This is a genomic window from Roseicyclus sediminis, from assembly GCF_025515305.1.
In the GTDB taxonomy this organism is placed as follows: domain Bacteria; phylum Pseudomonadota; class Alphaproteobacteria; order Rhodobacterales; family Rhodobacteraceae; genus Roseibacterium; species Roseibacterium sediminis.
Genome location: NZ_JAOPHT010000011.1, coordinates 98,736 through 120,994, shown reverse-complemented (window position 1 = coordinate 120,994; position 22,259 = coordinate 98,736). Strand labels below are relative to the sequence as shown.

The window sequence follows — 22,259 nt, the reverse complement described above, 5'->3', positions numbered from 1 at the left end:
CGAACGGGGCCTCAGTCGCGGCCCTCCCGCCCGGCAATCCGGCGCATCGCGCGGCCAAGACGTTCCGCGACACGGGACCGCTCGGCCAGGGACATCTCTTCCAGTGTGTCCAGGAGTGCCGCGTGGCCATAGCCCTGAAGCGCCATGGCCGCTGCCCGGGAGCGTGCCAGCGCCGCTTCCGCCGCGGCGCGGTCGAAGGGGTCGGCGACGAGCGCGCGCTGAACCTCGAGCAGGCCGCGCCCGACCGCCATACGCTCCGTGCGAAGCCGGGGCAAATCGCTCTCGATCCGGCCTCGCACCTCGTCGCGCCCCTCCCGCGAGAGGGCCAGTGCGAAAGGCCCGAGGCCGAGGGTGCGGATGGCGGGCGCATCGTCCGGCCCTCCGCGACCGAGCATGGCGCCGCCGACAAGGCCCGCGACCGCGAGGTTCAGGGCGAGCGAGACCGCCAGCGCGATCTTCAGCCAGCGGCCGGACTTCGGCCCGGACTGTGCCGGGGGCGGCGTCGGTGGCAACTCAGACATCGCTTTCCTCCAGAACCAGCGCCGAAAGATCCGGGGTCCAGCCGTTGCCACCCGAGAGCGACCAGAACTGTCCACCGCTGAGCGCATCGACCGCCTCGGGCGACCACAGACCGACGGCCAACCCGAAGAGCCCCGCCGCCGTCACGCCGCCGAAGCCGCCCCAGCCGCCGAGCGCGGCGACGAAGCCGGGCGGATTGCGGAAGAATCCGGCACGGCGCGCGGGAGGGACGGCGGGTGCCGCGGCGGCCTGGACGGCGGCGGCATCAGCCAGGACACGGGCCACGAGATCGGGCCGCGGGCCATCGTGCCGCGCCTCCTCGAACAGCGCCTCGAGCGCCGCGTCGGAATGCCGGTCCCTTTCGGTCTCAATCGCCATGGCTCAGGGCCTCCTTCTTCCCGTCCAGCGCCAACTTCAGCGCCCGTTTTCCTCTTGCGGTCAGGCTTTCGACCGCCTCCACGCCGATCCCGAGAACCTCGGCGATCTCGGGGTTCGACATGCCCTCGATGTGCCGCAGCACCACCGCCTGCCGCTGCCGCTCGGGCAAGGTCGCAAGCGCGGCGTCGAGCGCGGCCATCCGCTCGGCCTCGGTCAGCCGCGCCTCCGGGCCCGGCGCATCGTCCGGTGTCTCGGCGTCGAGCCCGGTCGCGCGTCCCGACCGCCGCAGACGATCGATGGCGAGGTTCGCCACCACCCGGTGCAGCCAGGTCGCGGGTTGCGCGGGCCCGTCCGAACGCCAGTCCGCCGCGGCGTGCCAGAGCCGCAGCATCGCCTCCTGGGCGACGTCCTCGGCCTCGGCCGCGTCGCCCAGCACGCGGGCGGCATGGCGAAGCGCCCGCGGCAGAAGCCGGGCCGTCAGCACCCGGGCCGCGCCCGGATCGCCGCGTGCGAACAGCACCATAAGCGCGCTGTCCCCGAGGCGGGCGAGCTCGGCATCGCTGTCCGAGTGCATGGGTTCCATGGCCCTCCATAACCGCAGGCAGGTCCCGCGCAAAGGGGCGGCCCGCGTGACGGGCCGCCCCGGCTGGATGCGCGCGCCGGGGGGTGTCAGCCGCGATCGCGCCAGAACCCCTGGCCATGGCCGCGCCCGCCATCCTGTCCGCGACCCTGCATCTCGCCGCGGTCGCCGAAACGGCCGCCGTGACGCTCGCGGAACGCGGCCATCGCCTCGTCGAACTCGGCCTCGGTGACGGCGCCGTCAGCGTTGGCGTCGAAACGCTCGAACATCGCCTCGGGGCCGGGTCCGCGCCGGGCGCCGCGCATGTCCGCCATCTCTTCGGAACTGATCGCGCCGTCGCCATCGGCATCCACGCGCTCCAGCATCCGGTCGATGCCGCGCGCGGCGCGCTCGGTGGCCATCGCGATCAACTCGTCCCGGTCGAGCACTCCATCGTCATTGGCATCGGCCTCGGCGAAACGGGCGGCGCGCGCGCCTTCCATCTCTTCAAGGGTCACCGAACCGTCGCCGTCGAGGTCGAATTGCTCGAAGACCATGCGGGGGCCCTCCCGGGGACCCTCCTGCGCCACGGCGGGCAGAACGAGGGCGGTGGGGATCAGGGCACCGAGAAGGGCTGCTTTCCAGATCGACATGCGTTTTCTCCTTTGCTTGCCTGTCTGATCCCATTCACGGGGCAGCGACGGCTTTCCGTCGAAAAATCTTCGGCGCGTCGTCCGAGTGCGGGACGTGACGCCGGGTCGCGTGCCCGGGCCATGGACGAAACCGCTTTCGAGGACCATGTTCGATCCCATGAACAGCATCGATCCTTCCGAGGCGGGCGACGACTTCCATGCCGAGCTTCGCCCCGAGTTTCTGCCCGGCCCGCCCGAGCGGCCGGCCTGGCCCGCCATCGCGCGCGGGCTGCGCCACCGCTGCCCTTCCTGCGGGACCGGGCATCTCTATTCGGGTTATCTCAAGCTCGTGCCCGAATGCCCCGCCTGCGGCGAGGACCTGAGCCACGCGCGCGCCGACGACGGACCGGCCTACCTGTCGATCCTCGTCACCGCGAAGGTCATGGGGACGCTGATGCTGGTGGTCTACGAGGCGTTCCAGCCGCCGGCCATGGTGCTGGCCTCAACGTTTTCGGTTGGCGTCGTCGCCATGGCCCTTTACCTCTTGCCCCGGTTCAAGGGACTGATCGTGGGGGTGCAATGGGCGAAGCGGATGCACGGGTTCTGAGCGACAAGACCGCCTTGCGCGACGCGGCAACGATCATCGTGCTGCGCGATGCCGGTACGCGTCCCCGCGTCCTCATGGGCCAGCGCGGCAAGGGCGCGGCCTTCATGCCCTCGAAATTCGTGTTTCCCGGCGGCGCGGTCGATGCGGTCGACGCCACGATCCCGCTGGCCCGCGAAAGCGCGCCCGATTGCGCCCGGCGCCTTGCCGCCGAGACCTCGACGCCGGCCGGAGCGGTCCTTGCGGCCGCGACGCGGGAGCTCTGGGAGGAGACGGGCCTGCTACTGGGGGCGCCGGACGCGCGGGCCGGCGAGCTCGAGGCACCGCGGGGCTGGCGCGGATATCTCGCCACGGGGCACCTGCCCGACGGCGCCGCGCTGGAATTCGTCTTTCGCGCGATCACGCCGCCCGGCCGCCCGCGCCGCTTCGACGCGCGCTTCCTGCTGGCCCGGGCCGAGGACCTGCGGAACGACCCCGACGATTTCAGCCGGGCGGAAGACGAGCTCAGCCACCTGCAATGGGTGCCGCTCGATGCCGCCCGCGGCTTCGACATGCCCTTCATCACGGAGGTCGTGCTGGCGGAACTGGCGGCGAAGCTCGACGGCCGTGCCCATCCCGGCGTGCCCTTCTTCGACAATTCAACGGATGTGAGCCGGTTCCGCCGGCTCTGACGTCCCCCGGTTTCGCCGCCTTCGGCGCCGACCCGGTCGCGCGCCGGCTCGGGCATCCTGCGGACGCCGTCGCCGGCCCGCGTGCCTCCGGCGGGAGTTTTTTCGCCAGGATGAAGGACAGGCCGGCGCGCCCTAGCCCGCGAGGCTGAGCCAGACCGGCATGACGGCGAAGGCGAGCAACGTCTGGATCGTGATCATCGTCGCCATCAGGGGGGCATCCCCGCCGAGCTGGCGGGAGAGCGTGTAGGCGGCGACGCCCGTGGGCAGCGCGCCGTAGATCAGCGCGACCGAAGCGGGAAGCGGGTCGAGGCCGAGAAGCGCCGAGACAGCGAGAATGGCGAGCGGGAAGACGAGGAGCTTGCCCGCAGCCGAGAGCGCGACGGGGAGCGCATCGGCCGAAAGGCCGCGAAGCTTCAGGCTCGCGCCGACGCACAGGAGCATGATCGGCAGCGCCGCCTGGCCGAGGATCGAGAGCGTCTCGGAGACCACAGGGACGGGCGCGAGGCCCGCCGCGTTGAAGCCGATCGCGGCCAGGATCGACAGGATCAGAGGGTTGGTCACGAGCGAGATGGCGGCACCGCGCAGCGCGTTGACGCCCGGGCGCGGCAGGAACACCGCGAACAGTCCGACGACCGTGAGGTTCACCACCGGCACCAGGAGCGCCGCGCCGAGAACGGCGAGTTGCAGACCCTCGGCCCCGTGAAGCGCCTCGGCGACCGCGAGCGCCACGAAGGTGTTGAACCGCCCCGCCCCCTGGATGACGGATGTGCCGACCGCGCCCCCGCGCGCGAGCCAGACCGCGGCGGCCACGCCGAAGAGGACGGCCGCGAAGAAACCCGCGTAGAGGACGGCGGCGAAGGACATGAGGCCCGGCCCCGAAAGATCGGCCTCGGAGATGCGCACAAAGAAGAGCGCCGGCATCAGGACGAAGTAGACGAGCCGGTCGTTCAGCGTCCAGAATTCCTCGGACGGGATGCCGCCGCGCCTGAGGGCGTAGCCCGCGCAGATCAGCAGGAAAACGGGCGCGATGGCCAGCGCGGTGGCGAGCATGGCTAGAAGCTCCCCAGAATGATCAGGAGGAGCGATCCCACGATCAGTGCGATGCCCGCGATTTCCTTGCCGCTCGATCTTTCCTTCAGCCAGAAGACCGAGAACAGGAAGGTGAAGACAAGCTCCACCTGCCCCAGCGCCTTGACATAGGCCGCGGTCTGCAGCGCGAAGGCCGTGAACCAGCCGAGCGAGCCGAGCATGGAGGTGAGGCCCGTGGGCACGGCGACGCGCCAGGCGGCGAAGACGCGGGCGATCTGACCGGCCTCGCGGACGGCGAGCCAGAGACCGAGGGTCAGGACCTGGAGGACCGTCGCCGCGAGAAGGGCCGTGGCCGCCCGCAGCATTTCGTCGCCAGAGAGCAATGACAGCGTCGCGCCGCGGTAGCAGACGCCGGAGACGCCAAACAGGACGCCCGAGGCCAGGCCGTAGCCCGAGGCTGCGTTGAAGACGCGCGATCGCCAGTGGAGCGATACCTCACCGCGTGGCGGATCGGACAGCAGGACGACACCGACGAAGCTCACGGCGATCGCCGCGAGCACGGGCGGCGACACGCCCTCGCCCAGAAGGATCAGGCCCAGGATCACCGACAAGATGACCTCGGTCTTCATCAGCGTGATGCCCACCGCGAAATTGCGCCGCGCGAAGAGGGCGACGATGCAGGCGGTGGCCAACATCTGCGCCGTCGCACCGACCAGGGTATAGGTCCAGAAGGCCGGCGTCGTGGCCGGGACGGGTTGCCCCGTGACCGAAACGAGAAGGAAGAGGGCAATCGCCACGAAGGGCATTGCGAAGGCGAAGCGCGCCCAGGTCGCGCCCATGGTGGAGAGGGTCGTGACCTTCAGGTGCCGTTGCAGCAGGAACCGAAGGTTCTGCATGAAGGCGGCGAAGAGGGTGGCGGCGATCCAGGACATGAGCCGCGCCAGATTGCCCGCGGGGGGTGCCGGCACAAGTCCGAATGCGCGTCAGGACCCGGGATAGAGAGGGTGCGGAACCGGGTCCTTCGCGCGGAGGAGATGGCGGCGGAAGACCTCGGCGTAGCTGGCGTAGCGGTACCCGTCGTTGCGGCGGAGGTACTTGTCGCGGTTGTTGAAGTAGATCCTCGGCAGCCGGTACCAGGGCAGCTTTGGGTGCATGTGATGCACAACGTGCAGGTTGTTGTTGAGGAAAAGAAAGGCGAGAAGCCCGCGATCCTCGATGATGACGGTGCGGGCGCGCGCGCGCTCGTGGGCCTGGTGCTCGAGGAAGGTGCGGATCTTCAGGATCGCGAGGCCCAGATAGCAGGCGAGAAGATAGGCCCAGAGCGGCATCGGCGCGGCGGCGGCGAGGGCAAGGATCAGGGCGGTCGGCGGCAGGTGCCACAGCCATCCGGCCAGCACCTTCCGGTCGCCCGCGCGGATCAGGCGCCAATCCGTCGCCATGAAGGCGATCTGACCTACGAGGGGGCCAAGAAGCATCCGGCCCATGAGCGTATTGTTGATGAGAAGCACCCGGCGGTGAAACGCCGGCAGGCGGGCCCAGACCTCGGGATCGAGGTAGTTCGACTCCGGGTCCTCGTAGGGGTCGGTCAGCGTCGCATCCATGTGGTGGGCGAGGTGCGTGTCGCGGAACCGCAGGTAGGGGATCAGGAGGTTCAGCGAGGGGAAGACGAGAACCTCGCCGAGGCGCCGTTCATTGAAGGGGTGCCCATGGGTGACCTCGTGCTGAAGCGAGGAATGCAGCGCGATGGCGAGCATGGCCAGCAGGATCGCAAGGGCAACGGAGATACCGGGCAGCCAGTACAGGGCAAGTGCCCATGCCGCGTAGCAGCCCAGGATGAGAAGAAGCGTCGGCCATTCGACCCGCATCGCGGTTCCTGTCCCCTTCGTCCGGTGTCCTGACCGATGCGCGCGGCGCTGACGGCCGCGCCGTTTCGGCAGGGGGCGCGTCCCCTGCGCCCGGCCCCTCACGGATACGTGAGCTTGCGCAGCGGCGGGAGTTGGGGTTTTCTCAGCATTGAAATCAACACTGATGAGTTTTCCCAACGATGTCGGGAATAATCGACAAACGTGCGCGCGCCCATCTGTTCCGGGACCGGATGCGCGCCGCCATGGAGGGCCGCGGCATCAGTCGTGCGGGCCTCGCGCGGGCGGTCGGGATCGACCGCTCGACCGTGACGCAAATGCTGTCGGACACGGACGTGCGGATGCCCGGAGGTCACGTCGTCGCGAGCCTTGCGACGGTGCTGGGGGTATCGGCGGACTGGCTCCTGGGTCTGTCGGACCGGCCCGAGCAGGTGGACGAGATGCTGGCGACCTCGCTCTCGATCTCCGAGACACGGCGGGCGACGGGGGCCGACGACCAGATCTTCGCCTGGCACGAGGAGGCGGCGGGCTACAAGATCCGGCATGTCCCCGCGACGCTTCCGGACGTCCTGAAGACCGATGCGCTGATGCGCTGGGAATACGCGCCGGAGACGGTGAAAACGCCCGGGCAGGCGATCGCGGCGGCGCATGCGCGGCTTGACTGGCTGCGCGGCACCACGAGCGACTACGAGATCGCGTTCCCGCTCCACGAGCTGGAGAGTTTCGTTTTCGGAACAGGCTATTACGAGGGGCTGGACCCCGGCATACGGCGCGAGCAGGTCGACTGGTTCTCAAGCGTCTGCGACGAGCTTTTTCCCGGCCTGCGGCTGTTCCTTTTCGACGCGCGGCAGGTCTATTCGGCGCCGCTGACGGTGTTCGGGCCACGGCTTGCCGTGATCTACATCGGCCATCACTACGTGGCCTTCCGCGACAGGGAGCGGGTTCAGGCGATGAGCCGCCATTTCGACGGGCTGGTGCGCGAGGCGGCGGTGTCGGACCGCGAATTCGGCCTGCACCTCGCGACGCTGCGGGAGGCGCTCTAGGGACGCCCCCGGGGCATCTGGACCCTCGACAGAACAGCCTGCGCAATGGCCTGACCGAAGGCACGGTGGCCATCCGCTTCCCAATGCACGCCATCGACGGGCGAGACGGTGACATGATCCGCCGCCTCGAAGTAGCCGCAGCCCTGCCGTCGGGCCGCATCGGCGATATGGCGCGGCAGCGCCTGCTGCTTCGCTTCGGCGCCCTCGAAGATGTCGCGGAGGACGCCGGCCTCGAGCACGGGCGCCGGCGCGACGAGCAGGATATCGAGCCCGTTCACGATCGCCCTGGCCTCCGTCACGAGACGCTCGAGACTGCGGGCGATCTCGGCCGCAGAAACCGAGAACCGCGGCTTCAGGTCGTTGGTGCCCAGCATCAGGATCATGAGATCGATCGGCACGTGGCTGCCGAGGATCGCGGGCAGGACTTCGAGCCCGGAACGCCGGCCGCCCTCGACGAGGTCGTCATGAACCGTGGTGCGCCCCGGCAAACCCTCGGAGATCACGTCGAACCGGGGACCGAGGCTGGCGGCCATGACGTCAGGCCACCTTTGGCCCTTCGGATAGCGCGCGAATTGACCGAGTTCGATCAACGGGAGGGTGCCGTGGGTGTTGCTGTCGCCGTAGCAAAGGATCGTCGACATGGCCGGCTCCGGAAAAGGGATGGTCGAGGCAAGGGCAGTCTAGGCGTGCCAGCTCCCGCTCGGAAAGGGCGATCATGATGCCGGAACAGGACGCTCCGTCGTTCGGATACGACCAAAACGCGGCATCACGACTTGTCAAATTCAAGCATGAAACGGGGCCCGGGAACCGGTTTTCGAGCCTGGCTAATGGATTTCGAACCTTCGTCCTCAATCGATCCACAGGCCCCGCTTCGTGTCAGTACGGCATCGGAATTGCCTTGTGGACGGCCGCGATATCGTCAAGCACCTCTTCCCCGAGCGTCACGTCGAGGCCAGCGAGGATATGCGCGAGCTGCTCCGACGTGGTCGCTCCGAAGATCGTCGAGACCGGGAAAGGCCGCTGCACGGTGAAGGCCAGCGCCATGTGCACGAGGTCGAGCCCGTGGCGGCGCGCCACGTCGCCATAGGCGTCCACTGCCTCGAAGGCGCGCGCGGTGGCCCGGCCGAAAAGCTCGGGACTGCGCTCGCGGCGGCTTCCGGCGGGGGTGACGTCGCCCTGGTACTTGCCCGTCAGCAATCCCGCGGCGAGCGGCGAATAGGCCAGCAGCGTCACCTTCTCGTTCACCGCCAACTCGGCAAGGTCCGTGTCGTAGAGCCGGTAGAGAAGCGAATACTCGTTCTGGATCGACTGCACCCGCGGCATGCCGCGCTCCTCCGACAGCCGCAGCCATTGGGCGGCGCCCCAAGCGCTGTCGTTCGACAGGGCGAAGTAGCTGATCTTGCCCGCTTTTCGCGCCGCCTCGGCGGCCTCGAGAACGTCGATCATGTGGGCGATCGTGGTGGCCTTGTCCTGGGCGGACGGGTCGTAGGTCCAGTTCTGCCGGAAATGGTAGCTGCCGCGGTTGGGCCAGTGTAGCTGGTAGACCTCGACGTGGTCGGTCTGCAGGCGGCGGAGCGAGGCGTCGAGCGCCTCGGTGAAGGTCGCGCCGGTGATGTCCTGCCCCGGCCGCACGAAACCGGCGTTCTTTCCGGTGATCTTCGTCGCCAGCGTGTACTCGCCGCGGCGGCCCGGGTTCTTCGCGTTCCAGCGCCCTATGATCTCCTCGGTCACGCCCACGGTTTCGGCGCTCACGGGGTTCACCGGGTACATCTCGGCGGTGTCGACGATGTCGATCCCCGCCTCGAGTGCCATGTCCATCTGCCGGTGCGCATCGGCCTCGGGCGTCTGGTTGCCCCAGGTCATCGTGCCCAGGCAGTAGTCGGTGATCATGTGGTCGGTCGAGCCGAGCGGAATGCGGCGCATGGATCTGTCCCCTGTTCTTGACGTTCGCGGGACCTTAGGCGCCCGTGCGGCGAGGGCAAGGCGGAAGGCGAGATGCGACTTGAGAACATAAAGTGAACATATATACTCCACCACATGGACCTGACCCGCATCACCCGCGCCTCGCACCGCAGCGACCGGCCGGCCGTCCCGCTTCTGGGGCGCTTCCGGCTGGCCGGGGGCCGGGCGCACGAGGCCTGCGGGCCCGCGCGCCGGCGACTGGCGCTGTGGCTGGCGCGCGAAACGCAAGGTCCGGTGCTGTGGATCCGTCCGGCATGGCATCCCGACAGGCTGCACATGGCCGGCGCGCGGCAGGAGATAGAGCCCGGCCGGCTGCTCTTCGTCGAGCCGGCGCGGGCCGACGACATCCTTTGGTCCATGGAGGAGGCGCTGCGCGCGGGGATCGTGCCGCTCGTGGTGGCCGAACTGACCGATCCTCCGGGACTGACGCCGGTGCGACGGCTGCACCTGGCGGCGGAGACGGGGGCGGAGCGGACGGGCCGCGCGCCCCTCGGCCTTCTGCTCACGCCAGGGGACGGGGGGGCGGCCGGCGTCGAGACGCGCTGGAAGCTCGACCCGGCATACACCCCGGCGCCCGGCGGCGGGGCGACGGCGGGTTGGCGGCTTGCGCGGCTCAGGGCGCGGGATGCCGCCCCGGGGGAATGGACGGTGGTGCGAAGGCCGGACGGTGCCGCGACGCTGGAGATGCGGGCCGCGGAGCCCGCATGAACGCGGGCGCGCCACGCGATTGCGTCTCCACGCGCACCCCCGGCCGGACGCCACCGGCACAAAACGACCCTGTCCGGGCGCAAAGGGGCTAGCGCATCCCGCCCTGTCCCGGTTTGGTCGGACACACCGACTCATGTCCTTGTTCCGGCCCCATGCGCCTTCTGATTTCCTTCGCGGCCCTGTTCCTCTCGGTCATCCTCCTGCAGCTCTCCTCGGGCGGGGTGGGACCGCTCGACGTGCTTTCGGGCACGGAACTGGGGTTCACGACCGGGCAGATCGGCCTTCTGGGGTCGGCGCATTTCTTCGGCTTCTTCATTGGCTGCTGGTGGGCGCCGCGGCTGATGGGGTCGGTCGGACATTCGCGCGCCTTCGCGGCCTTCACGGCGATGGGGGCGATCGGGGTCCTCGCGCACATGATGGTCATAGACCCCTATGCCTGGGCGCTGATGCGGGTCGCCTCGGGGCTCTGCATCGCGGGGTGCTACACGATCATCGAGGCCTGGCTTCAGGCCAAGGTCACGAACGAGACGCGGGGCCGTGCGATGGGGGTCTACCGGATGGTGGACACCGGCGGATCTCTCGCCGCGCAGCTCCTGATCGGGGTGCTCGCTCCGGCCTCCTACATCTCCTACAACCTGCTCGCGCTGTTTTGCTGCGCGGCGCTTCTGCCCCTGACGCTGACGCGCGCGCAGCAGCCTGACACGGGAACCGCGCCGAGGCTGCGGCCCGGCCTCGCCTGGCAGCTCTCGCCGCTCGCGGTGGCGGGGGTGATCGTGGCGGGCGTCTCGGGCGCGTCGTTCCGCATGATCGGCCCGCTCTACGGCACGCAGGTCGGCCTCGAAGCCAACCAGATCGCGCTGTTTCTCGCCGCCTTCGTCCTGGGCGGCGCGCTGGCGCAATGGCCCGCGGGCTGGCTCGCCGACCGCAACGACCGCCGCCGGGTCCTGATCTGGTTCTCGATCGCATCGATCCTCGCCTGCGGGGTGACGCTGGGCAGCTCGGGAATGGGGATCACCGCGATCTTCGCGGCGGCCTTCGTCTTCGGCGCGGCGACCTTCCCGATCTATTCGATCTCGGCGGCGCACGCCCATGACTGGGCCGAGGACGGCCAGCGCGTGGAACTGAGCGCGGCACTCATGTTCTTCTACGCACTCGGCGCCATCTTCGCGCCCCTCGTGACCTCGGGCCTGATCGCGGCCTACGGGCCGGGCGCTCTGTTCTCGTTCATCGCCGTGGCCCATGTGGGTCTGCTGGTCTTCGGACTCTGGCGGATGCGCCGGCGTCCCTCGGCGGAAACGCGCGGCCCCTATGTCTGGATCCCGCGCACATCCTTCCAGGTGGGCCGCGTGTTCCGCCGGGCCCCGCGCGGGGACTGAGGCTTCGGCCTCTGGCCACCGTCCATTCGTGGCGCTAAACGGAAGGTCTCGCGCAGACCAAGCGGCGGACAAGGGCATATGGCACGCATCCTCATCACCTCGGCGATCCCCTACATCAACGGGATCAAGCACCTGGGAAACCTCATCGGCTCCCAGCTTCCGGCCGACCTATACGCCCGGTACATGCGCGCGCGCGGCAACGAGGTTCTGTTCCTCTGCGCGACGGACGAGCACGGGACGCCGGCCGAACTGGCCGCGGCCAAGGCGGGCAAGCCCGTGGCCGAATACTGCGCCGAGATGTGGCAGGTCCAGGACCGGCTGGGGAAGGGTTTCCGCCTCAGCTTCGACCATTTCGGACGCTCCTCCAGCCCGCAGAACCACAAGCTGACGCAGCATTTCGCGGGCAAGCTGGCGGAGGCCGGCCTGATCCGCGAGGTGAGCGAAAAGCAGGTCTATTCCAACGCCGACGGCCGCTTTCTGCCCGACCGCTACATCGAGGGGACCTGCCCCAACTGCGGCTACGACAAGGCCCGCGGCGACCAGTGCGAGAACTGCACCAAGCAGCTCGACCCGACCGACCTCATCAACCCGCGCTCGGCCATCTCGGGCAGCACCGACCTCGAGGTGCGGGAGACCAAGCACCTCTACCTCCGCCAGTCGGCGATGCGCGACCGGCTCAGGGAGTGGATCGACTCGAAGACCGACTGGCCGGTGCTGACGACGTCCATCGCGCGGAAATGGCTCGACGACGGCGACGGGCTTCAGGACCGGGGGATCACGCGTGACCTCGACTGGGGCATCCCGGTGAAGAAGGGCGATCAGGACTGGCCCGGCATGGAGGGCAAGGTCTTCTACGTCTGGTTCGACGCGCCGATCGAGTACATCGCCTGCGCCGCCGAATGGGTGGATGCGGGCAAGGGCGATGACTGGGAACGCTGGTGGCGCACCGACAAGGGCGCCGAGGACGTGGCTTACGTCCAGTTCATGGGCAAGGACAACGTACCGTTCCACACGCTGTCCTTCCCCTCGACGATCCTCGGCTCGGGCGAACCGTGGAAGCTCGTCGACTACATCAAGTCGTTCAACTACCTGAACTATGACGGCGGCCAGTTCTCGACCTCGCAGGGGCGCGGGGTCTTCATGGACCAGGCGCTCGAGATCCTGCCACCGGATTACTGGCGCTGGTGGCTCCTGTCCCACGCCCCGGAAACCTCCGACAGCGAGTTCACCTGGGAAGCCTTCCAGCAGGACGTGAACAAGGACCTCGCCGACGTCCTTGGAAACTTCGTCAGTCGCATAACCAAGTTCTGCCGCTCGAAATTCGGCGAGGTGGTGCCCGAGGGCGGCACCTACGGCCCGCAGGAAACCGCACTCATCGCCGAGTTGCAGCAGCGGCTCGACCGCTACCAAGCGCACATGGACGCGATCGAGGTCCGGAAGGCGGCGGCCGAGCTTCGCGCGATCTGGGTGGCGGGGAACGAATACCTGCAGGCCGCCGGGCCCTGGACGGTGTTCAAGGAAGACCCCGACCGCGCCGCCGCGATCACGCGGTTCGCTCTGAACCTGATCCCGTTCTATGCCGGGCTGTCGGCCCCCTTCATCCCCGATGCCGCCGCGACCATGGCGGGCGCGATGGGGGTGGAACCTACCTGGCCGGACAGCGCCGAGGCGGCACTTCATGCGCTTCCCGGCGGCCACCCGTTCACGGTGCCGGATGTCCTTTTCGCCAAGATCGCCGACGAGGACCGCGAGGAGTGGGCCGCGCGCTTCTCGGGCGTCCGGACCTGAGGCGATGGGCGTCACCGTCGAGATCGAGGGCGGGGTCGCGACCGTCACTCTCTCGAACCCGCCGGTCAACGCGCTGAGCCAGGCGATCCGCGAGGGGCTGGCCGAGGCCGTGGAGCGGATCGAGGCCGACGAGAACGTGCGCGCCGCGGTGGTGATCGGCGCAGGCGGAAGTTTCATCGCGGGCGCCGATATCCGGGAATTCGGGTTGCCGCCGAGGGAGCCCTCGCTGCCCGACGTGGTGCGGATGCTCGATGGCGTGACCAAGCCGGTCGTCGCGGCCATCGCGGGCGTCGCGCTCGGCGGCGGACTCGAGGTGGCGCTCGGCTGCTCGCACCGGATCGCGGCCAGGGGTGCGAAGCTGGGGTTGCCTGAAGTGAACCTCGGGATCATCCCGGGCGCGGGGGGCACGGTCCTGCTGCCCCGGATCGTGCCGGCGGACCGGGCGCTTGCCATGATCGCAGGCGGCAAGCCCGTGGGCGCGGAGCAGGCGGCCGAAACCGGCCTCGTCGACCGCATCGCCACGGGCGACCTTCTGGAAGAGGCGCGGGCCTTCGCACTGGACGCGGCCGACCGGGATATGCCGGTCCCGCTGATGCAACGGGACGCGATCCCGCCCTCCGACCCGAAGGGCTTCGAGGCGCAGAAGGCCGCAATCCGCAGGAAGGCGCGCGGGCAGATGTCGCCCGTGGCCTGCATCGAGGCCGTGGAACGGGCTCTGGCGATGGAGGCGCAGGCGGCTTTCGACGCCGAACGGGAGGCCTTCGTCGCGCTCAGGGACTCCGAACAATCCGCCGCGCTGCGCCACGTCTTCTTCGCCGAGCGCAGCGTCTCGCGGATCGCCCGCGCGGAAGGTGCCGAGGCCCGCCCGCTGTCCCGCATCGGCATCGTCGGGGGCGGCACCATGGGGGCGGGCATCGCGGCGGCGTGCCTGCTCGCCGGACTGTCGGTCACGATGGTGGAGCGCGACGAGGAGGCGGCCGAGGCCGGGCGGGGCCGCGTCCTCGCCATTCTCGACGACAGCGCGGCGCGAGGCATTCTGTCGTCCGGCGGGCGCGAGGCGGCCGGGGCGGCCTTCCTTGCGGCGGCGGACTACGGCGCGCTCGCCGACTGCGACCTTGTGATCGAGGCGGTGTTCGAGGACATGGATGTGAAGCGCGCCGTCTTCGCCGAGCTCGACCGGGTGACGCGGGCCGATACCGTCCTCGCCTCCAACACTTCCTATCTCGACATCGATGCGCTCGCCGCAGGGACGCGCGACCCCTCGCGCGTGATCGGCCTGCATTTCTTCTCGCCCGCGCATGTCATGAAGCTGCTGGAACTGATCGTGACGCAAAAGGCGGCGCCGGACGTGCTCGCCACGGGCCTCGCGCTTGGCAAACGGCTGCGCAAGATCACCGTGCCCGCCGGTGTCTGCGACGGGTTCATCGGCAACCGGGTCATGTCGGCGTACCGGCGCGAGGCGGACTTCATGCTGGAGGACGGCGCCCTGCCGCACGAGGTCGACGCCGCGATGCGGGACTTCGGCTTTCCCATGGGCGTCTTCCAGATGGCCGACCTCGCCGGGCTCGACATCGGCTGGGCCATGCGCAAGCGGCAGGCCGCGACGCGGGACCCGGCGGCACGTTATGTCGAGATCGCGGACCGCATCTGCGAGGCGGGGCGGCTTGGACGCAAGACCGGGCGCGGATGGTACGACTACACCGACGACCCCAGGGGCGCGGTCGATCCGTGGGTGACCGCGCTGATCGAGGCGGAATCGACCCGGAAAGGGATCGCGCGGCAGGCCTTCGACGCGGAACGGATCATGGATCGCATTCTCGGCGTGATGCAGGCCGAAGGCGCGGCGCTTCTGGCCGAAGGCATCGCGGCCTCGCTCGAGGCGATCGACGTGGTGATGATCAACGGCTACGGCTTCCCCCGCTGGCGCGGCGGGCCGATGTTCATGGCGTCCCGACGATGATCGACTGGACCGACGCCTTCGACAATTCGAGCTACGTTCCCGGAAGCGACGGCTTGCCCGACCTCTGGGCGGCGCGGGCGCAGGCCTACCGCGAGGCGGTCCTCGCCGAGGGGGTGGCCGAGCTCGGCCTTGCCTACGGGCCGGGCGCGCGGAACCGGTTCGACCTCTTCCGGCCCGCATCGGGCCCGGCACATGGCCTCGTTGTCTTCGTCCATGGCGGCTACTGGCAGTGGATGGACCGGAGCCTCTTCTCCCACCTTGCCGAAGGGGCGCGGTCGCAAGGCTGGGCCGTGGCGATGCCGAGCTACTCGCTCGCCCCCGAGGCACGGGTTTCCCGCATCGTGCGCGAGGTCGCATCGGCCATCGCGACGGCAGCGGAGCATGTGGCCGGGCCGGTCCGCATTGCGGGGCATTCGGCGGGCGGGCACCTCGTGTCCCGCATGGCCTGCGCGGACACGCCCCTGCCCGCCGCAGTCGCGGCGCGGCTTGCACGTGTCCTGTCCATCAGCGGCATCCACGATCTGCGTCCCCTGCTGCTTACGGAAATGAACGCGGCGCTGCACCTCGACGCCGGGGAGGCCGAGGCCGAAAGCCCCGCCTTGCACGCCCCGCGCGTGGGCCTTCCCGTCCGCTTCCACGTCGGCGCGAAGGAGAGGCCCGAACTTTTGCGCCAGACCCGCCTGATCGCCGAGGCGTGGGGGCTGAAGGGGGGCGACGTGGCCGACGCCTACCTGCCGGGAGAAGACCATTTCTCGATCGTCGAGGGGCTGTCCGATGCGGCAAGCGGCCTCGTTCGGGCGCTTCTGGACTAGGCGCGCAGGACCGCGCCGGGGTTCATGATCCCCTTGGGATCGAGCGCCGCCTTGATCGCCCGCATCGCGGCGAGCTTCGCCGGGTCGCCGTATTTCTCGAGATCGTCCACCTTCAGACGCCCGATCCCGTGCTCGGCCGAAACCGAGCCGCCCATCTCGTGGACGAGGTCGTGGAGGCAGGCCTTGATCGCCTTGCGCTCGTCCTCGTGGTCGGCGCGGGTCCGGCCTTTCTGGGGGAAGACATTGTAGTGCAGGTTCCCGTCGCCGAGATGCCCGAAGCAGTTGATCCGGTAGTCGCCGATCGCCGACAGCCGCCCCGGCGCTGCGTCGATGAAGCCGGGGATGGCGGCCAGCGGCACCGAGATGTCATGGGAGGAGACCGCGCCGATCCGGCGATTGGCCAGCGGGATCGTCTCGCGCAGGGTCCAGAACTCGGCCCGCTGCGCCTGCGACTGGGCGACGAGGCCGTCGGTCACGAGACCCTCCTCGAAGGCTTCGGCAAACAGCCCTTCGAGCGCGTCCTCCGGGCTCTGCCCCTGACCGAGGCCGAGGTCGATCAGGACCATCCACTCGGGCGGCTCATCGAAGGGATGCTTCACCTCCGGGCCCACCTCGCGCAGGAAGTCGAGGCCCATCCGGTGCATGATCTCGAAGGCCGAGACGCCCTCGCCGATGCGCCCCTGCGCCAGCCGCAGAAGCGCGAGCGCCGCCTGGGGGTCCGGCACGACCATCAGGGCGGCCCCGGTCGCGGCGGGCCTGGGGAACAGGCGCAGCGTGGCCGCCGTGATCACGCCCAGCGTCCCCTCGGCGCCGATCAGGAGGTGCCGGAGGTCGTAACCCATGTTGTTCTTCCTCAGCCCCGACAGCGTGTGCATGACCGAACCGTCCGGCAGCACCGCCTCGATCCCGAGGCACAGGTCGCGCGCGTTGCCATAGCGAAGCACGTTCACCCCGCCCGCGTTCGTCGCCAGAAGCCCGCCGATCCGGGCGGAGCCCTGGCTGGCGAGGGTGAGCGGGAAGAGCAGCCCCTCGGCTTCCGCAGCCGCGTGGATGTCGGCAAGGATTGCGCCCGCCTCGACCGTCATGGTCCCTGCTGCAACGTCCATCGCGCGGATGGCGCGCATCCGTTCCAGCGACAGGATCAGGGGCGGGCGACCGCCCTCGGCCAGCTGCCCGCCGACAAGGCCGGTGCCCCCGCCATAGGGGATGACGGGCGTTCCCGTCGCGGCGCAGGCGCGGATCACGGCGGCGACCTCTTCGGTCGAGCCGGGCGCGGCGACGGCCAACGCCTGCCCGTGCCACCGGCCACGCGGCTCCTCGAGGTAGCGCGGCTCGGCGTCGCGAAGGACGGATTGCGGAAGGCCCGCGGCGTGAAGATCGGTCAGGGTCTGGGTCATGCGGTGGAACCTAGGCCGCGTTTTCCCCGAGGGAAACGGGCCGGAAAACGCGCGGTTCCCGCTGCGGCAAAGCCCGCTTTGCCGGGTCCCTCATCCCACATCGGTGCGCCCCCGCCGGTCAGAGCGCAGGTTCGCGTAAAGCACGTGGTTGCGCCAGCGTCCGTCGATCTGAAGGTAGCTCTGCGCCACGCCCTCGTACTTGAAGCCGGATTTCTCCAGCACCCCGCGCGAGGCCACGTTCTCGGGCAGGCACGCGGCCTCCAGCCGGCTCAGGTCCAGCGTGCGGAAGGCGTAGTGGACCACCGCCTCGATCGCCTCGCGCATGTATCCCTGCCGGGCATGCGCGGCACCGATCCAGTAGCCGAGCGTTCCCGCCTGCGCGGGCCCCCGGCGGATGTTGTCCAGTGTGATGGCGCCCAGAAGCGTCTCGTCCGCGCGCCGGTGGATGAAGAGCGGCACCGCCGAGCCCTGCCCGATGGCACGCTGCGCCCAGTAGACGCGGTTGGTGAAGGCCTTGCGCGTGAGGTGATCCACGGCCCAGGAGGGCTCCCACGGGGTGAGGAACTCGCGGCTCGCGCTGCGCAGCGCGATCCAGCTCCGGAAATCGGCGTGGCGCGGCAGGCGCAGCGTCAGCCGGTCGGTCTCGATCCGGAGGTGCCGCTTGCGGCTCAACATCAGGCAGCCAGGCGCTCCCTGACGCGGTCGAGGTCGGGCGCCGAGGCCACGGGCCCGTAAAGGGCCATGGCGGCCCGTCCCGACGAAGCAAGCGCGGCGGCTTGTTCCTTCACGCCGGCGAGCGTCACCGCGTCGATCCGCGATACTGTCTCCTCCAGGGGCGGCACCCTGCCCCAGATCGCCACGAGGCGGGCATTCCGCTCGGCCCGCGCCGACGGGCTCTCGAGCCCCATCAGCAGTCCGGCCTTCATTTGTGCCCGCGCGCGCTCCAGCTCGGCGACGCTCATGTCGGTGGTCGACCGGCGCACCTCGTCGAGCGTCAGGTTCACGAGGTCCGTGATCTGCTCTCCGGATGTGCCGGCATAGATCGTCAGAAGGCCCGTGTCGTCGAAGGCGCCGACCTGCGAATAGATCGTGTAGCACAGCCCGCGACGTTCGCGGATCTCCTGGAACAGCCGCGAGGACATGCCGCCACCGAGGGCCGTTGCATAGATCTGCGCCGTATGGATGTCGTCCGAGCGGTAACCCGGCGCCTCCAGCCCGAGCGTGAAATGCGCCTGCTCGAGATCCTTCACCACCCGTTTCTCGCCGCCGGCGAAGCGCCCGGGCTCGGGCGTGGCCAGCGCGACCGGGGAGAGATGGCCGAACGCCGCCTCTGCAAGACGCAGGATCTCGCCGGGATCGACCCCGCCCGCAGCCGACAGGATCAGCTGCTCCGGCCCGTAATGCTCGGCCACGAAGCGGTCGAAGTCGCCGCGGGAGAAACCGCGCACCCGTTCCGCGGGCCCGAGGATCGTGCGCCCCAGGGGCTGTTCGGGGAACGCCTCTTCCTGGAGCCAGTCGAAGATGATGTCGTCGGGCGTGTCGGCCGCCTGCCCGATTTCCTGCAGGATCACGCCGCGCTCCACCTCGATCTCGTCGGGCGCGAAGGCGGGGTTCAGGACGATGTCCGAGATGAGGTCGATGGCGAGCGGTACGTCCTCCTTCAGAACGCGGGCGTAATAGGCCGTCACCTCGCGCGAGGTATAGGCGTTGATGTAGCCGCCGACGTCCTCGATCTCCTCGGCGATCTGGAGGGCGCTGCGACGCGCGGTGCCCTTGAAGGCCATGTGCTCGAGGAAGTGGGCGATGCCGTTCTGATCGATCCGCTCGTGGCGTCCGCCCGCGCTGACCCAGAGGCCGATCGAGGCGGATTGCAGTCCCGGCATCGGCTCCACGACGATGCGCAGGCCATTGGACAGGGTATGAAGCTCGACGCTCACGCGAAAACGCCCTCCTCGATGACGGCCTCGATCTCCGAGAGATCGTTCTCGACGCGGCGCACCCGCTCGGGCCGATCGAAGAGATCGGCCATGCGCGGCGGCAGGGCCGGACGGATCCCGGTCGCGGCCTCGACGGCATCGGGGAATTTCGCGGGATGCGCCGTCGCCAGCGTGACAAGCGGCGTCGGCCCGGTGAAGGCCTGCGCGACATGGACGCCAACGGCGGAATGCGGGCACAGAAGCTCGCCCATCTCGGCACGCGCGCGCGCGATCATGGCCGAGGTCTCGGCCTCGGATGCGCGGCCCGAAGCGAAATCGGCCCGCAGCGCCTGAAGCGCGCCCTGGCTGATGTGGAAGCCGCCCGCCTTCAGCTCGTCCATGAGCTGCGCCACGGCGGCCCCGTCGCGGCCATAGGCGTCGAACAGCGCGCGCTCGAAGTTCGAGGAGACCTGAATATCCATCGACGGGCTGATCGAGGGCGTCACACCGTCCGGCACGTAGTCGCCCGAGCTCAGCGCCCGGTGCAGGATGTCGTTCTGGTTCGTCGCGACGATGAGCTTTTCGATCGGCAGGCCCATGCGCCGGGCGATGTATCCCGCGAAGATGTCGCCGAAATTCCCGGTCGGCACGCAGAAGCTGACCGCCCGGTGCGGCGCGCCGAGGCTGACGGCGGCGGTGAAGTAATAGACGACCTGCGCCAGCACGCGGGCCCAGTTGATCGAGTTCACCCCGGCCAGACGGACCCGGTCGCGGAAGGCGAAGTCGTTGAACATGTCCTTCACGCGCGCCTGGCAATCGTCGAAATTGCCGGTCAGCGCCAGCGCATGGGCGTTGTCCTCGGAGACGGTCGTCATCTGCCGCCGCTGCACGTCCGACACGCGGCCATGGGGGAAGAGGATGAAGACCGAGACCGCGTCCAGCCCACGAAACGCCTCCATCGCCGCCGAGCCGGTATCCCCGCTCGTGGCCCCCACGATCGTCACCCGCTCGCCCCGCCGCTTCAGCGCCGCCTCGAAGAGCTGGCCGATCAGCTGCATCGCGAAGTCCTTGAAGGCGAGCGTCGGACCGTGGAACAGCTCCAGCAGGAAATGGTTGGGCTGCAGCTGCTTGAGCGGCGCGCGCGCCTCATGGCCGAACCCGGCATAGGCCCGCGCGATCAGGTCGGCGAATTCCTCGTCGGTGAAGGCATCGCCGATGAAGGGGCGCATCACGCGGAACGCGACTTCCTCGTAGCTCAGTCCCGCAAGCGCCGCGATGTCGCCCGGCGCCATGACCGGCACCTCCGCCGGCACGTAAAGGCCGCCGTCGCGGGCGAGCCCCGTCAGCATGGCTTCCTCGAATGTCAGCTCCGGGGCCGTCCCCCGCGTGGACACGTAACGCATGGATTTCCTTCAGACCGTTCGCCGCCTGATACGCCACAGAAGATAGAGTGTCATCCCCAACCAAAGCGCCGCCAGCGAAAACCAGGTGATCGCGTAGTTCAGGTGATCGTTCGGGATGGCGCTCGTGTCCACGGGCAGGGGCGTCACGGGGGCGTCGGAAACCGACAATTCGCGCGCGATGACGAGGACCGGCTCGGTCCCGAGGCGCGCGGCCAGCGCCGGCACGTCGCGCGCGTACCAGATGTTGCGGGCGATGTCGGGGTCCGGGGTGAAGCCGTCCACCTCCTGCGGCCAGTGCAGGTTGCCCGTCACGGTGACCGGCCCCGCATGCGCGGGCGGCTGACCTTCGGTCGGCATGATGCCCCGGTCGACGAGGATCGAGCGGCCACCCGTCTCGAAGGGCGAGATCACGCGGTAGCCGGCCCCCTGCCCCCGCTGGCTGACCAGCACGCGAAGGTAGTCCGCGCCGAACACGCCCGTGGCTTGCACGGGAAGGTATCCATGCGTCGCGGCGTCCGGCGCCTGCGGAAGCGCCACGGGCGGGGCGGCGATCTCGGCCTCGATCTCGGCCAGGACAGCCTCTTTCCAGGCGAGGCGCTGGACCTGCCACACCCCCAGCGACACGAGGATCGCAACGCCGCCGATACCGAAGACCAGCGGCCAGATCATCCGTCCGATCATGTCACCTCCAAGGAAGAAGGCCCACCTCGCGGCGGGCCTCCGGTTGGGAACCCGGGACCGGGCGGCCCCTTCATCCTGGTCGAAAAACTCCGGGGGGAGCCGAAGGCGGGGGGCAGAGCCCCCCTGCGCCGGCTCACGAGATCACGACGGCCTGGCCCCAGATGTACACGGCCGCGAACAGGAACAGCCAGACCACGTCGACGAAGTGCCAGTACCACGCCGCAGCCTCGAACCCGACATGCTTCTCGGCGGTGAACTGGCCCGCGCGCACCCGCAGGTAGCAGATGAACAGGAAGATCGTCCCGATGATGACGTGCAGACCGTGGAAGCCCGTCGCCATGAAGAAGGTCGAGAAGAACTTGTCGCCGCCGAAGGTCCAGTCCTTGTGGGCGATCAGTTCCCAGTACTCGTAGGCCTGCAGGCCGGTGAAGGCGAGGCCGAGCAAGATGCCGATGGCCAGACCCGCCTCGACGTCCTTGCGGCTCTCGTTGTGCACCAGCGCATGGTGCGCCCAGGTCACCGCGCACCCCGACAGCAGCAGCACCAGCGTGTTGATGAGCGGCAGGTGGAAGGGATCGACCGCGTAGATCTCGGGCGGCACGTAGGTCGAGGCCTCGTAGGTGTTCATCGGATAGATGGCGTGCTTGAAGAACGCCCAGAACCAGGCCGCGAAGAACATGACTTCGGACATGATGAACATGATGAAGCCGTACTTCAGGCCAAGCCGCACGACGGGCGTGTGGTCGCCCTGCTGGCTCTCGGCGACGACGTCCGCCCACCAGCCGTACATGACATAGAGCACCGCAGCGAAGCCGATGAGGAACAGCCACGGCCCCGAGCCGTGCATCCAGTTCACCGCGCCGAACAGCATGGCGAAGGCGCCGCCTGCGGCCATCAGCGGCCAGATGGAGGGCGGCAGGATGTGGTAGTCGTGTTTGGCGTGGGCCATGGGCGGGTCC

23 protein-coding genes are annotated in these 22,259 nt (G+C 69.3%); 8 read left to right on the top strand and 15 right to left on the bottom strand.

What is annotated here, in order from left to right:
* Positions 1–11: 11 nt before the first annotated feature.
* The 4 genes from N8I71_RS14360 to N8I71_RS14345 all read right to left on the bottom strand — a co-directional run bounded on the left by N8I71_RS14360 (position 12) and on the right by N8I71_RS14345 (position 2,109).
* Entirely contained in the window at positions 12–521 is a 510-nt protein-coding gene (locus N8I71_RS14360; protein ID WP_262878699.1) for a periplasmic heavy metal sensor, read from the bottom strand.
* Positions 514–897: a hypothetical protein gene (locus N8I71_RS14355; RefSeq protein WP_262878698.1), complete on the bottom strand. Its 384-nt coding sequence runs from the start codon at positions 895–897 to the stop codon at positions 514–516. The genes N8I71_RS14360 and N8I71_RS14355 overlap by 8 nt, the downstream gene beginning before the upstream one ends.
* Positions 887–1,480 carry an RNA polymerase sigma factor gene (locus N8I71_RS14350; protein WP_262878697.1) on the bottom strand — a complete coding sequence of 198 codons (594 nt, stop codon included), beginning with the start codon at positions 1,478–1,480 and terminating at the stop codon, positions 887–889. Before N8I71_RS14350 ends, N8I71_RS14355 begins: the two co-directional genes overlap by 11 nt.
* Positions 1,481–1,566: 86 nt before the next feature.
* A complete protein-coding gene (locus N8I71_RS14345) occupies positions 1,567–2,109 on the bottom strand; it encodes an EF-hand domain-containing protein (RefSeq protein WP_262878696.1) in 543 nt (180 codons plus the stop codon).
* Between the two features lie 157 nt (positions 2,110–2,266).
* Between N8I71_RS14345 and N8I71_RS14340 the strand changes: the two genes are divergently transcribed.
* A complete protein-coding gene (locus tag N8I71_RS14340) occupies positions 2,267–2,695 on the top strand; it encodes a DUF983 domain-containing protein (protein ID WP_262878695.1) in 429 nt (142 codons plus the stop codon).
* Positions 2,668–3,363 carry an NUDIX hydrolase gene (locus N8I71_RS14335; protein WP_262878694.1) on the top strand — a complete coding sequence of 232 codons (696 nt, stop codon included), beginning with the start codon at positions 2,668–2,670 and terminating at the stop codon, positions 3,361–3,363. The genes N8I71_RS14340 and N8I71_RS14335 overlap by 28 nt, the downstream gene beginning before the upstream one ends.
* Before the next feature lie 132 nt (positions 3,364–3,495).
* On the opposite strand, the gene N8I71_RS14330 is transcribed toward N8I71_RS14335, so the two are convergent.
* Genes N8I71_RS14330 through N8I71_RS14320 form a run of 3 tightly spaced genes read right to left on the bottom strand, consistent with a single transcriptional unit; the run spans position 3,496 to position 6,257 of the window.
* On the bottom strand, positions 3,496–4,413 hold the full coding sequence (locus N8I71_RS14330; protein ID WP_262878693.1) for an AEC family transporter: 918 nt from the start codon (positions 4,411–4,413) through the stop codon (positions 3,496–3,498).
* A 2-nt stretch (positions 4,414–4,415) separates the two neighbouring features.
* A complete protein-coding gene (locus N8I71_RS14325; protein WP_262878692.1) occupies positions 4,416–5,324 on the bottom strand; it encodes a DMT family transporter in 909 nt (302 codons plus the stop codon).
* A gap of 51 nt (positions 5,325–5,375) precedes the next feature.
* Positions 5,376–6,257 (bottom strand): fatty acid desaturase, encoded by an 882-nt coding sequence (locus tag N8I71_RS14320; RefSeq protein WP_262878691.1) that lies wholly within the window; start codon positions 6,255–6,257, stop codon positions 5,376–5,378.
* 179 nt (positions 6,258–6,436) lie between these two features.
* Here N8I71_RS14320 and N8I71_RS14315 point away from each other — a divergent pair, with 179 nt between their 5' ends.
* Positions 6,437–7,297, top strand: a complete 861-nt coding sequence (locus tag N8I71_RS14315; RefSeq protein ID WP_262878690.1) for a helix-turn-helix domain-containing protein — start codon at positions 6,437–6,439, stop codon at positions 7,295–7,297.
* Here the strand turns inward: N8I71_RS14315 and N8I71_RS14310 are convergent.
* Positions 7,294–7,938: an SGNH/GDSL hydrolase family protein gene (locus tag N8I71_RS14310; protein WP_262878689.1), complete on the bottom strand. Its 645-nt coding sequence runs from the start codon at positions 7,936–7,938 to the stop codon at positions 7,294–7,296. The genes N8I71_RS14315 and N8I71_RS14310 overlap by 4 nt on opposite strands.
* A gap of 235 nt (positions 7,939–8,173) precedes the next feature.
* Positions 8,174–9,220, bottom strand: a complete 1,047-nt coding sequence (locus tag N8I71_RS14305) for an aldo/keto reductase (RefSeq protein WP_262878688.1) — start codon at positions 9,218–9,220, stop codon at positions 8,174–8,176.
* A 114-nt stretch (positions 9,221–9,334) separates the two neighbouring features.
* On the opposite strand from N8I71_RS14305, the gene N8I71_RS14300 reads away from it, so the two are divergent.
* The 5 genes from N8I71_RS14300 (at position 9,335) to N8I71_RS14280 (ending at position 15,903) form a co-directional block, all read left to right on the top strand.
* Positions 9,335–9,967: an ImuA family protein gene (locus N8I71_RS14300; protein WP_262878687.1), complete on the top strand. Its 633-nt coding sequence runs from the start codon at positions 9,335–9,337 to the stop codon at positions 9,965–9,967.
* A 152-nt stretch (positions 9,968–10,119) separates the two neighbouring features.
* Positions 10,120–11,343: an MFS transporter gene (locus N8I71_RS14295; RefSeq protein ID WP_262878686.1), complete on the top strand. Its 1,224-nt coding sequence runs from the start codon at positions 10,120–10,122 to the stop codon at positions 11,341–11,343.
* Positions 11,344–11,421: 78 nt separating this feature from the next.
* On the top strand, positions 11,422–13,131 hold the full coding sequence (metG, locus tag N8I71_RS14290) for a methionine--tRNA ligase (RefSeq protein WP_262878685.1): 1,710 nt from the start codon (positions 11,422–11,424) through the stop codon (positions 13,129–13,131).
* Between the two features lie 4 nt (positions 13,132–13,135).
* Positions 13,136–15,091 carry a 3-hydroxyacyl-CoA dehydrogenase NAD-binding domain-containing protein gene (locus N8I71_RS14285; RefSeq protein ID WP_262878684.1) on the top strand — a complete coding sequence of 652 codons (1,956 nt, stop codon included), beginning with the start codon at positions 13,136–13,138 and terminating at the stop codon, positions 15,089–15,091.
* Complete coding sequence (locus N8I71_RS14280; RefSeq protein ID WP_262878683.1) at positions 15,088–15,903, top strand: alpha/beta hydrolase; 816 nt, start codon at positions 15,088–15,090, stop codon at positions 15,901–15,903. The genes N8I71_RS14285 and N8I71_RS14280 overlap by 4 nt, the downstream gene beginning before the upstream one ends.
* Here the strand turns inward: N8I71_RS14280 and N8I71_RS14275 are convergent.
* The 6 genes from N8I71_RS14275 to N8I71_RS14250 form a co-directional block, all read right to left on the bottom strand.
* A complete protein-coding gene (locus N8I71_RS14275) occupies positions 15,900–17,300 on the bottom strand; it encodes an FAD-binding oxidoreductase (protein ID WP_262878682.1) in 1,401 nt (466 codons plus the stop codon). The genes N8I71_RS14280 and N8I71_RS14275 overlap by 4 nt on opposite strands.
* A gap of 90 nt (positions 17,301–17,390) precedes the next feature.
* Positions 17,391–17,975 carry a GNAT family N-acetyltransferase gene (locus N8I71_RS14270; RefSeq protein WP_262878681.1) on the bottom strand — a complete coding sequence of 195 codons (585 nt, stop codon included), beginning with the start codon at positions 17,973–17,975 and terminating at the stop codon, positions 17,391–17,393.
* The gene (locus N8I71_RS14265) at positions 17,975–19,237 is read right to left on the bottom strand and encodes a M16 family metallopeptidase (RefSeq protein ID WP_262878680.1); all 1,263 of its coding nucleotides are present in this window, start codon (positions 19,235–19,237) and stop codon (positions 17,975–17,977) included. Before N8I71_RS14265 ends, N8I71_RS14270 begins: the two co-directional genes overlap by 1 nt.
* Complete coding sequence (gene thrC, locus N8I71_RS14260) at positions 19,234–20,619, bottom strand: threonine synthase (protein WP_262878679.1); 1,386 nt, start codon at positions 20,617–20,619, stop codon at positions 19,234–19,236. The genes N8I71_RS14265 and thrC overlap by 4 nt, the downstream gene beginning before the upstream one ends.
* A 9-nt stretch (positions 20,620–20,628) precedes the next feature.
* A complete protein-coding gene (locus N8I71_RS14255; RefSeq protein ID WP_262878678.1) occupies positions 20,629–21,300 on the bottom strand; it encodes an SURF1 family protein in 672 nt (223 codons plus the stop codon).
* A gap of 133 nt (positions 21,301–21,433) precedes the next feature.
* A complete protein-coding gene (locus N8I71_RS14250; RefSeq protein ID WP_262878677.1) occupies positions 21,434–22,249 on the bottom strand; it encodes a cytochrome c oxidase subunit 3 in 816 nt (271 codons plus the stop codon).
* Positions 22,250–22,259: the final 10 nt, after the last annotated feature.

What these genes read in the sequence shown, in the direction of transcription:
- N8I71_RS14360 (WP_262878699.1), bottom strand. Translation starts at nt 521, where the DNA reads ATGTCTGAGTTGCCACCGACGCCGCCCCCGGCACAGTCCGGGCCGAAG.
- N8I71_RS14355 (WP_262878698.1), bottom strand. Translation starts at nt 897, where the DNA reads ATGGCGATTGAGACCGAAAGGGACCGGCATTCCGACGCGGCGCTCGAG.
- N8I71_RS14350 (WP_262878697.1), bottom strand. Translation starts at nt 1,480, where the DNA reads ATGGAACCCATGCACTCGGACAGCGATGCCGAGCTCGCCCGCCTCGGG.
- N8I71_RS14345 (WP_262878696.1), bottom strand. Translation starts at nt 2,109, where the DNA reads ATGTCGATCTGGAAAGCAGCCCTTCTCGGTGCCCTGATCCCCACCGCC.
- N8I71_RS14340 (WP_262878695.1), top strand. Translation starts at nt 2,267, where the DNA reads ATGAACAGCATCGATCCTTCCGAGGCGGGCGACGACTTCCATGCCGAG.
- N8I71_RS14335 (WP_262878694.1), top strand. Translation starts at nt 2,668, where the DNA reads ATGGGCGAAGCGGATGCACGGGTTCTGAGCGACAAGACCGCCTTGCGC.
- N8I71_RS14330 (WP_262878693.1), bottom strand. Translation starts at nt 4,413, where the DNA reads ATGCTCGCCACCGCGCTGGCCATCGCGCCCGTTTTCCTGCTGATCTGC.
- N8I71_RS14325 (WP_262878692.1), bottom strand. Translation starts at nt 5,324, where the DNA reads ATGTCCTGGATCGCCGCCACCCTCTTCGCCGCCTTCATGCAGAACCTT.
- N8I71_RS14320 (WP_262878691.1), bottom strand. Translation starts at nt 6,257, where the DNA reads ATGCGGGTCGAATGGCCGACGCTTCTTCTCATCCTGGGCTGCTACGCG.
- N8I71_RS14315 (WP_262878690.1), top strand. Translation starts at nt 6,437, where the DNA reads ATGTCGGGAATAATCGACAAACGTGCGCGCGCCCATCTGTTCCGGGAC.
- N8I71_RS14310 (WP_262878689.1), bottom strand. Translation starts at nt 7,938, where the DNA reads ATGTCGACGATCCTTTGCTACGGCGACAGCAACACCCACGGCACCCTC.
- N8I71_RS14305 (WP_262878688.1), bottom strand. Translation starts at nt 9,220, where the DNA reads ATGCGCCGCATTCCGCTCGGCTCGACCGACCACATGATCACCGACTAC.
- N8I71_RS14300 (WP_262878687.1), top strand. Translation starts at nt 9,335, where the DNA reads ATGGACCTGACCCGCATCACCCGCGCCTCGCACCGCAGCGACCGGCCG.
- N8I71_RS14295 (WP_262878686.1), top strand. Translation starts at nt 10,120, where the DNA reads ATGCGCCTTCTGATTTCCTTCGCGGCCCTGTTCCTCTCGGTCATCCTC.
- metG (WP_262878685.1), top strand. Translation starts at nt 11,422, where the DNA reads ATGGCACGCATCCTCATCACCTCGGCGATCCCCTACATCAACGGGATC.
- N8I71_RS14285 (WP_262878684.1), top strand. Translation starts at nt 13,136, where the DNA reads ATGGGCGTCACCGTCGAGATCGAGGGCGGGGTCGCGACCGTCACTCTC.
- N8I71_RS14280 (WP_262878683.1), top strand. Translation starts at nt 15,088, where the DNA reads ATGATCGACTGGACCGACGCCTTCGACAATTCGAGCTACGTTCCCGGA.
- N8I71_RS14275 (WP_262878682.1), bottom strand. Translation starts at nt 17,300, where the DNA reads ATGACCCAGACCCTGACCGATCTTCACGCCGCGGGCCTTCCGCAATCC.
- N8I71_RS14270 (WP_262878681.1), bottom strand. Translation starts at nt 17,975, where the DNA reads ATGTTGAGCCGCAAGCGGCACCTCCGGATCGAGACCGACCGGCTGACG.
- thrC (WP_262878679.1), bottom strand. Translation starts at nt 20,619, where the DNA reads ATGCGTTACGTGTCCACGCGGGGGACGGCCCCGGAGCTGACATTCGAG.
- N8I71_RS14255 (WP_262878678.1), bottom strand. Translation starts at nt 21,300, where the DNA reads ATGATCGGACGGATGATCTGGCCGCTGGTCTTCGGTATCGGCGGCGTT.
- N8I71_RS14250 (WP_262878677.1), bottom strand. Translation starts at nt 22,249, where the DNA reads ATGGCCCACGCCAAACACGACTACCACATCCTGCCGCCCTCCATCTGG.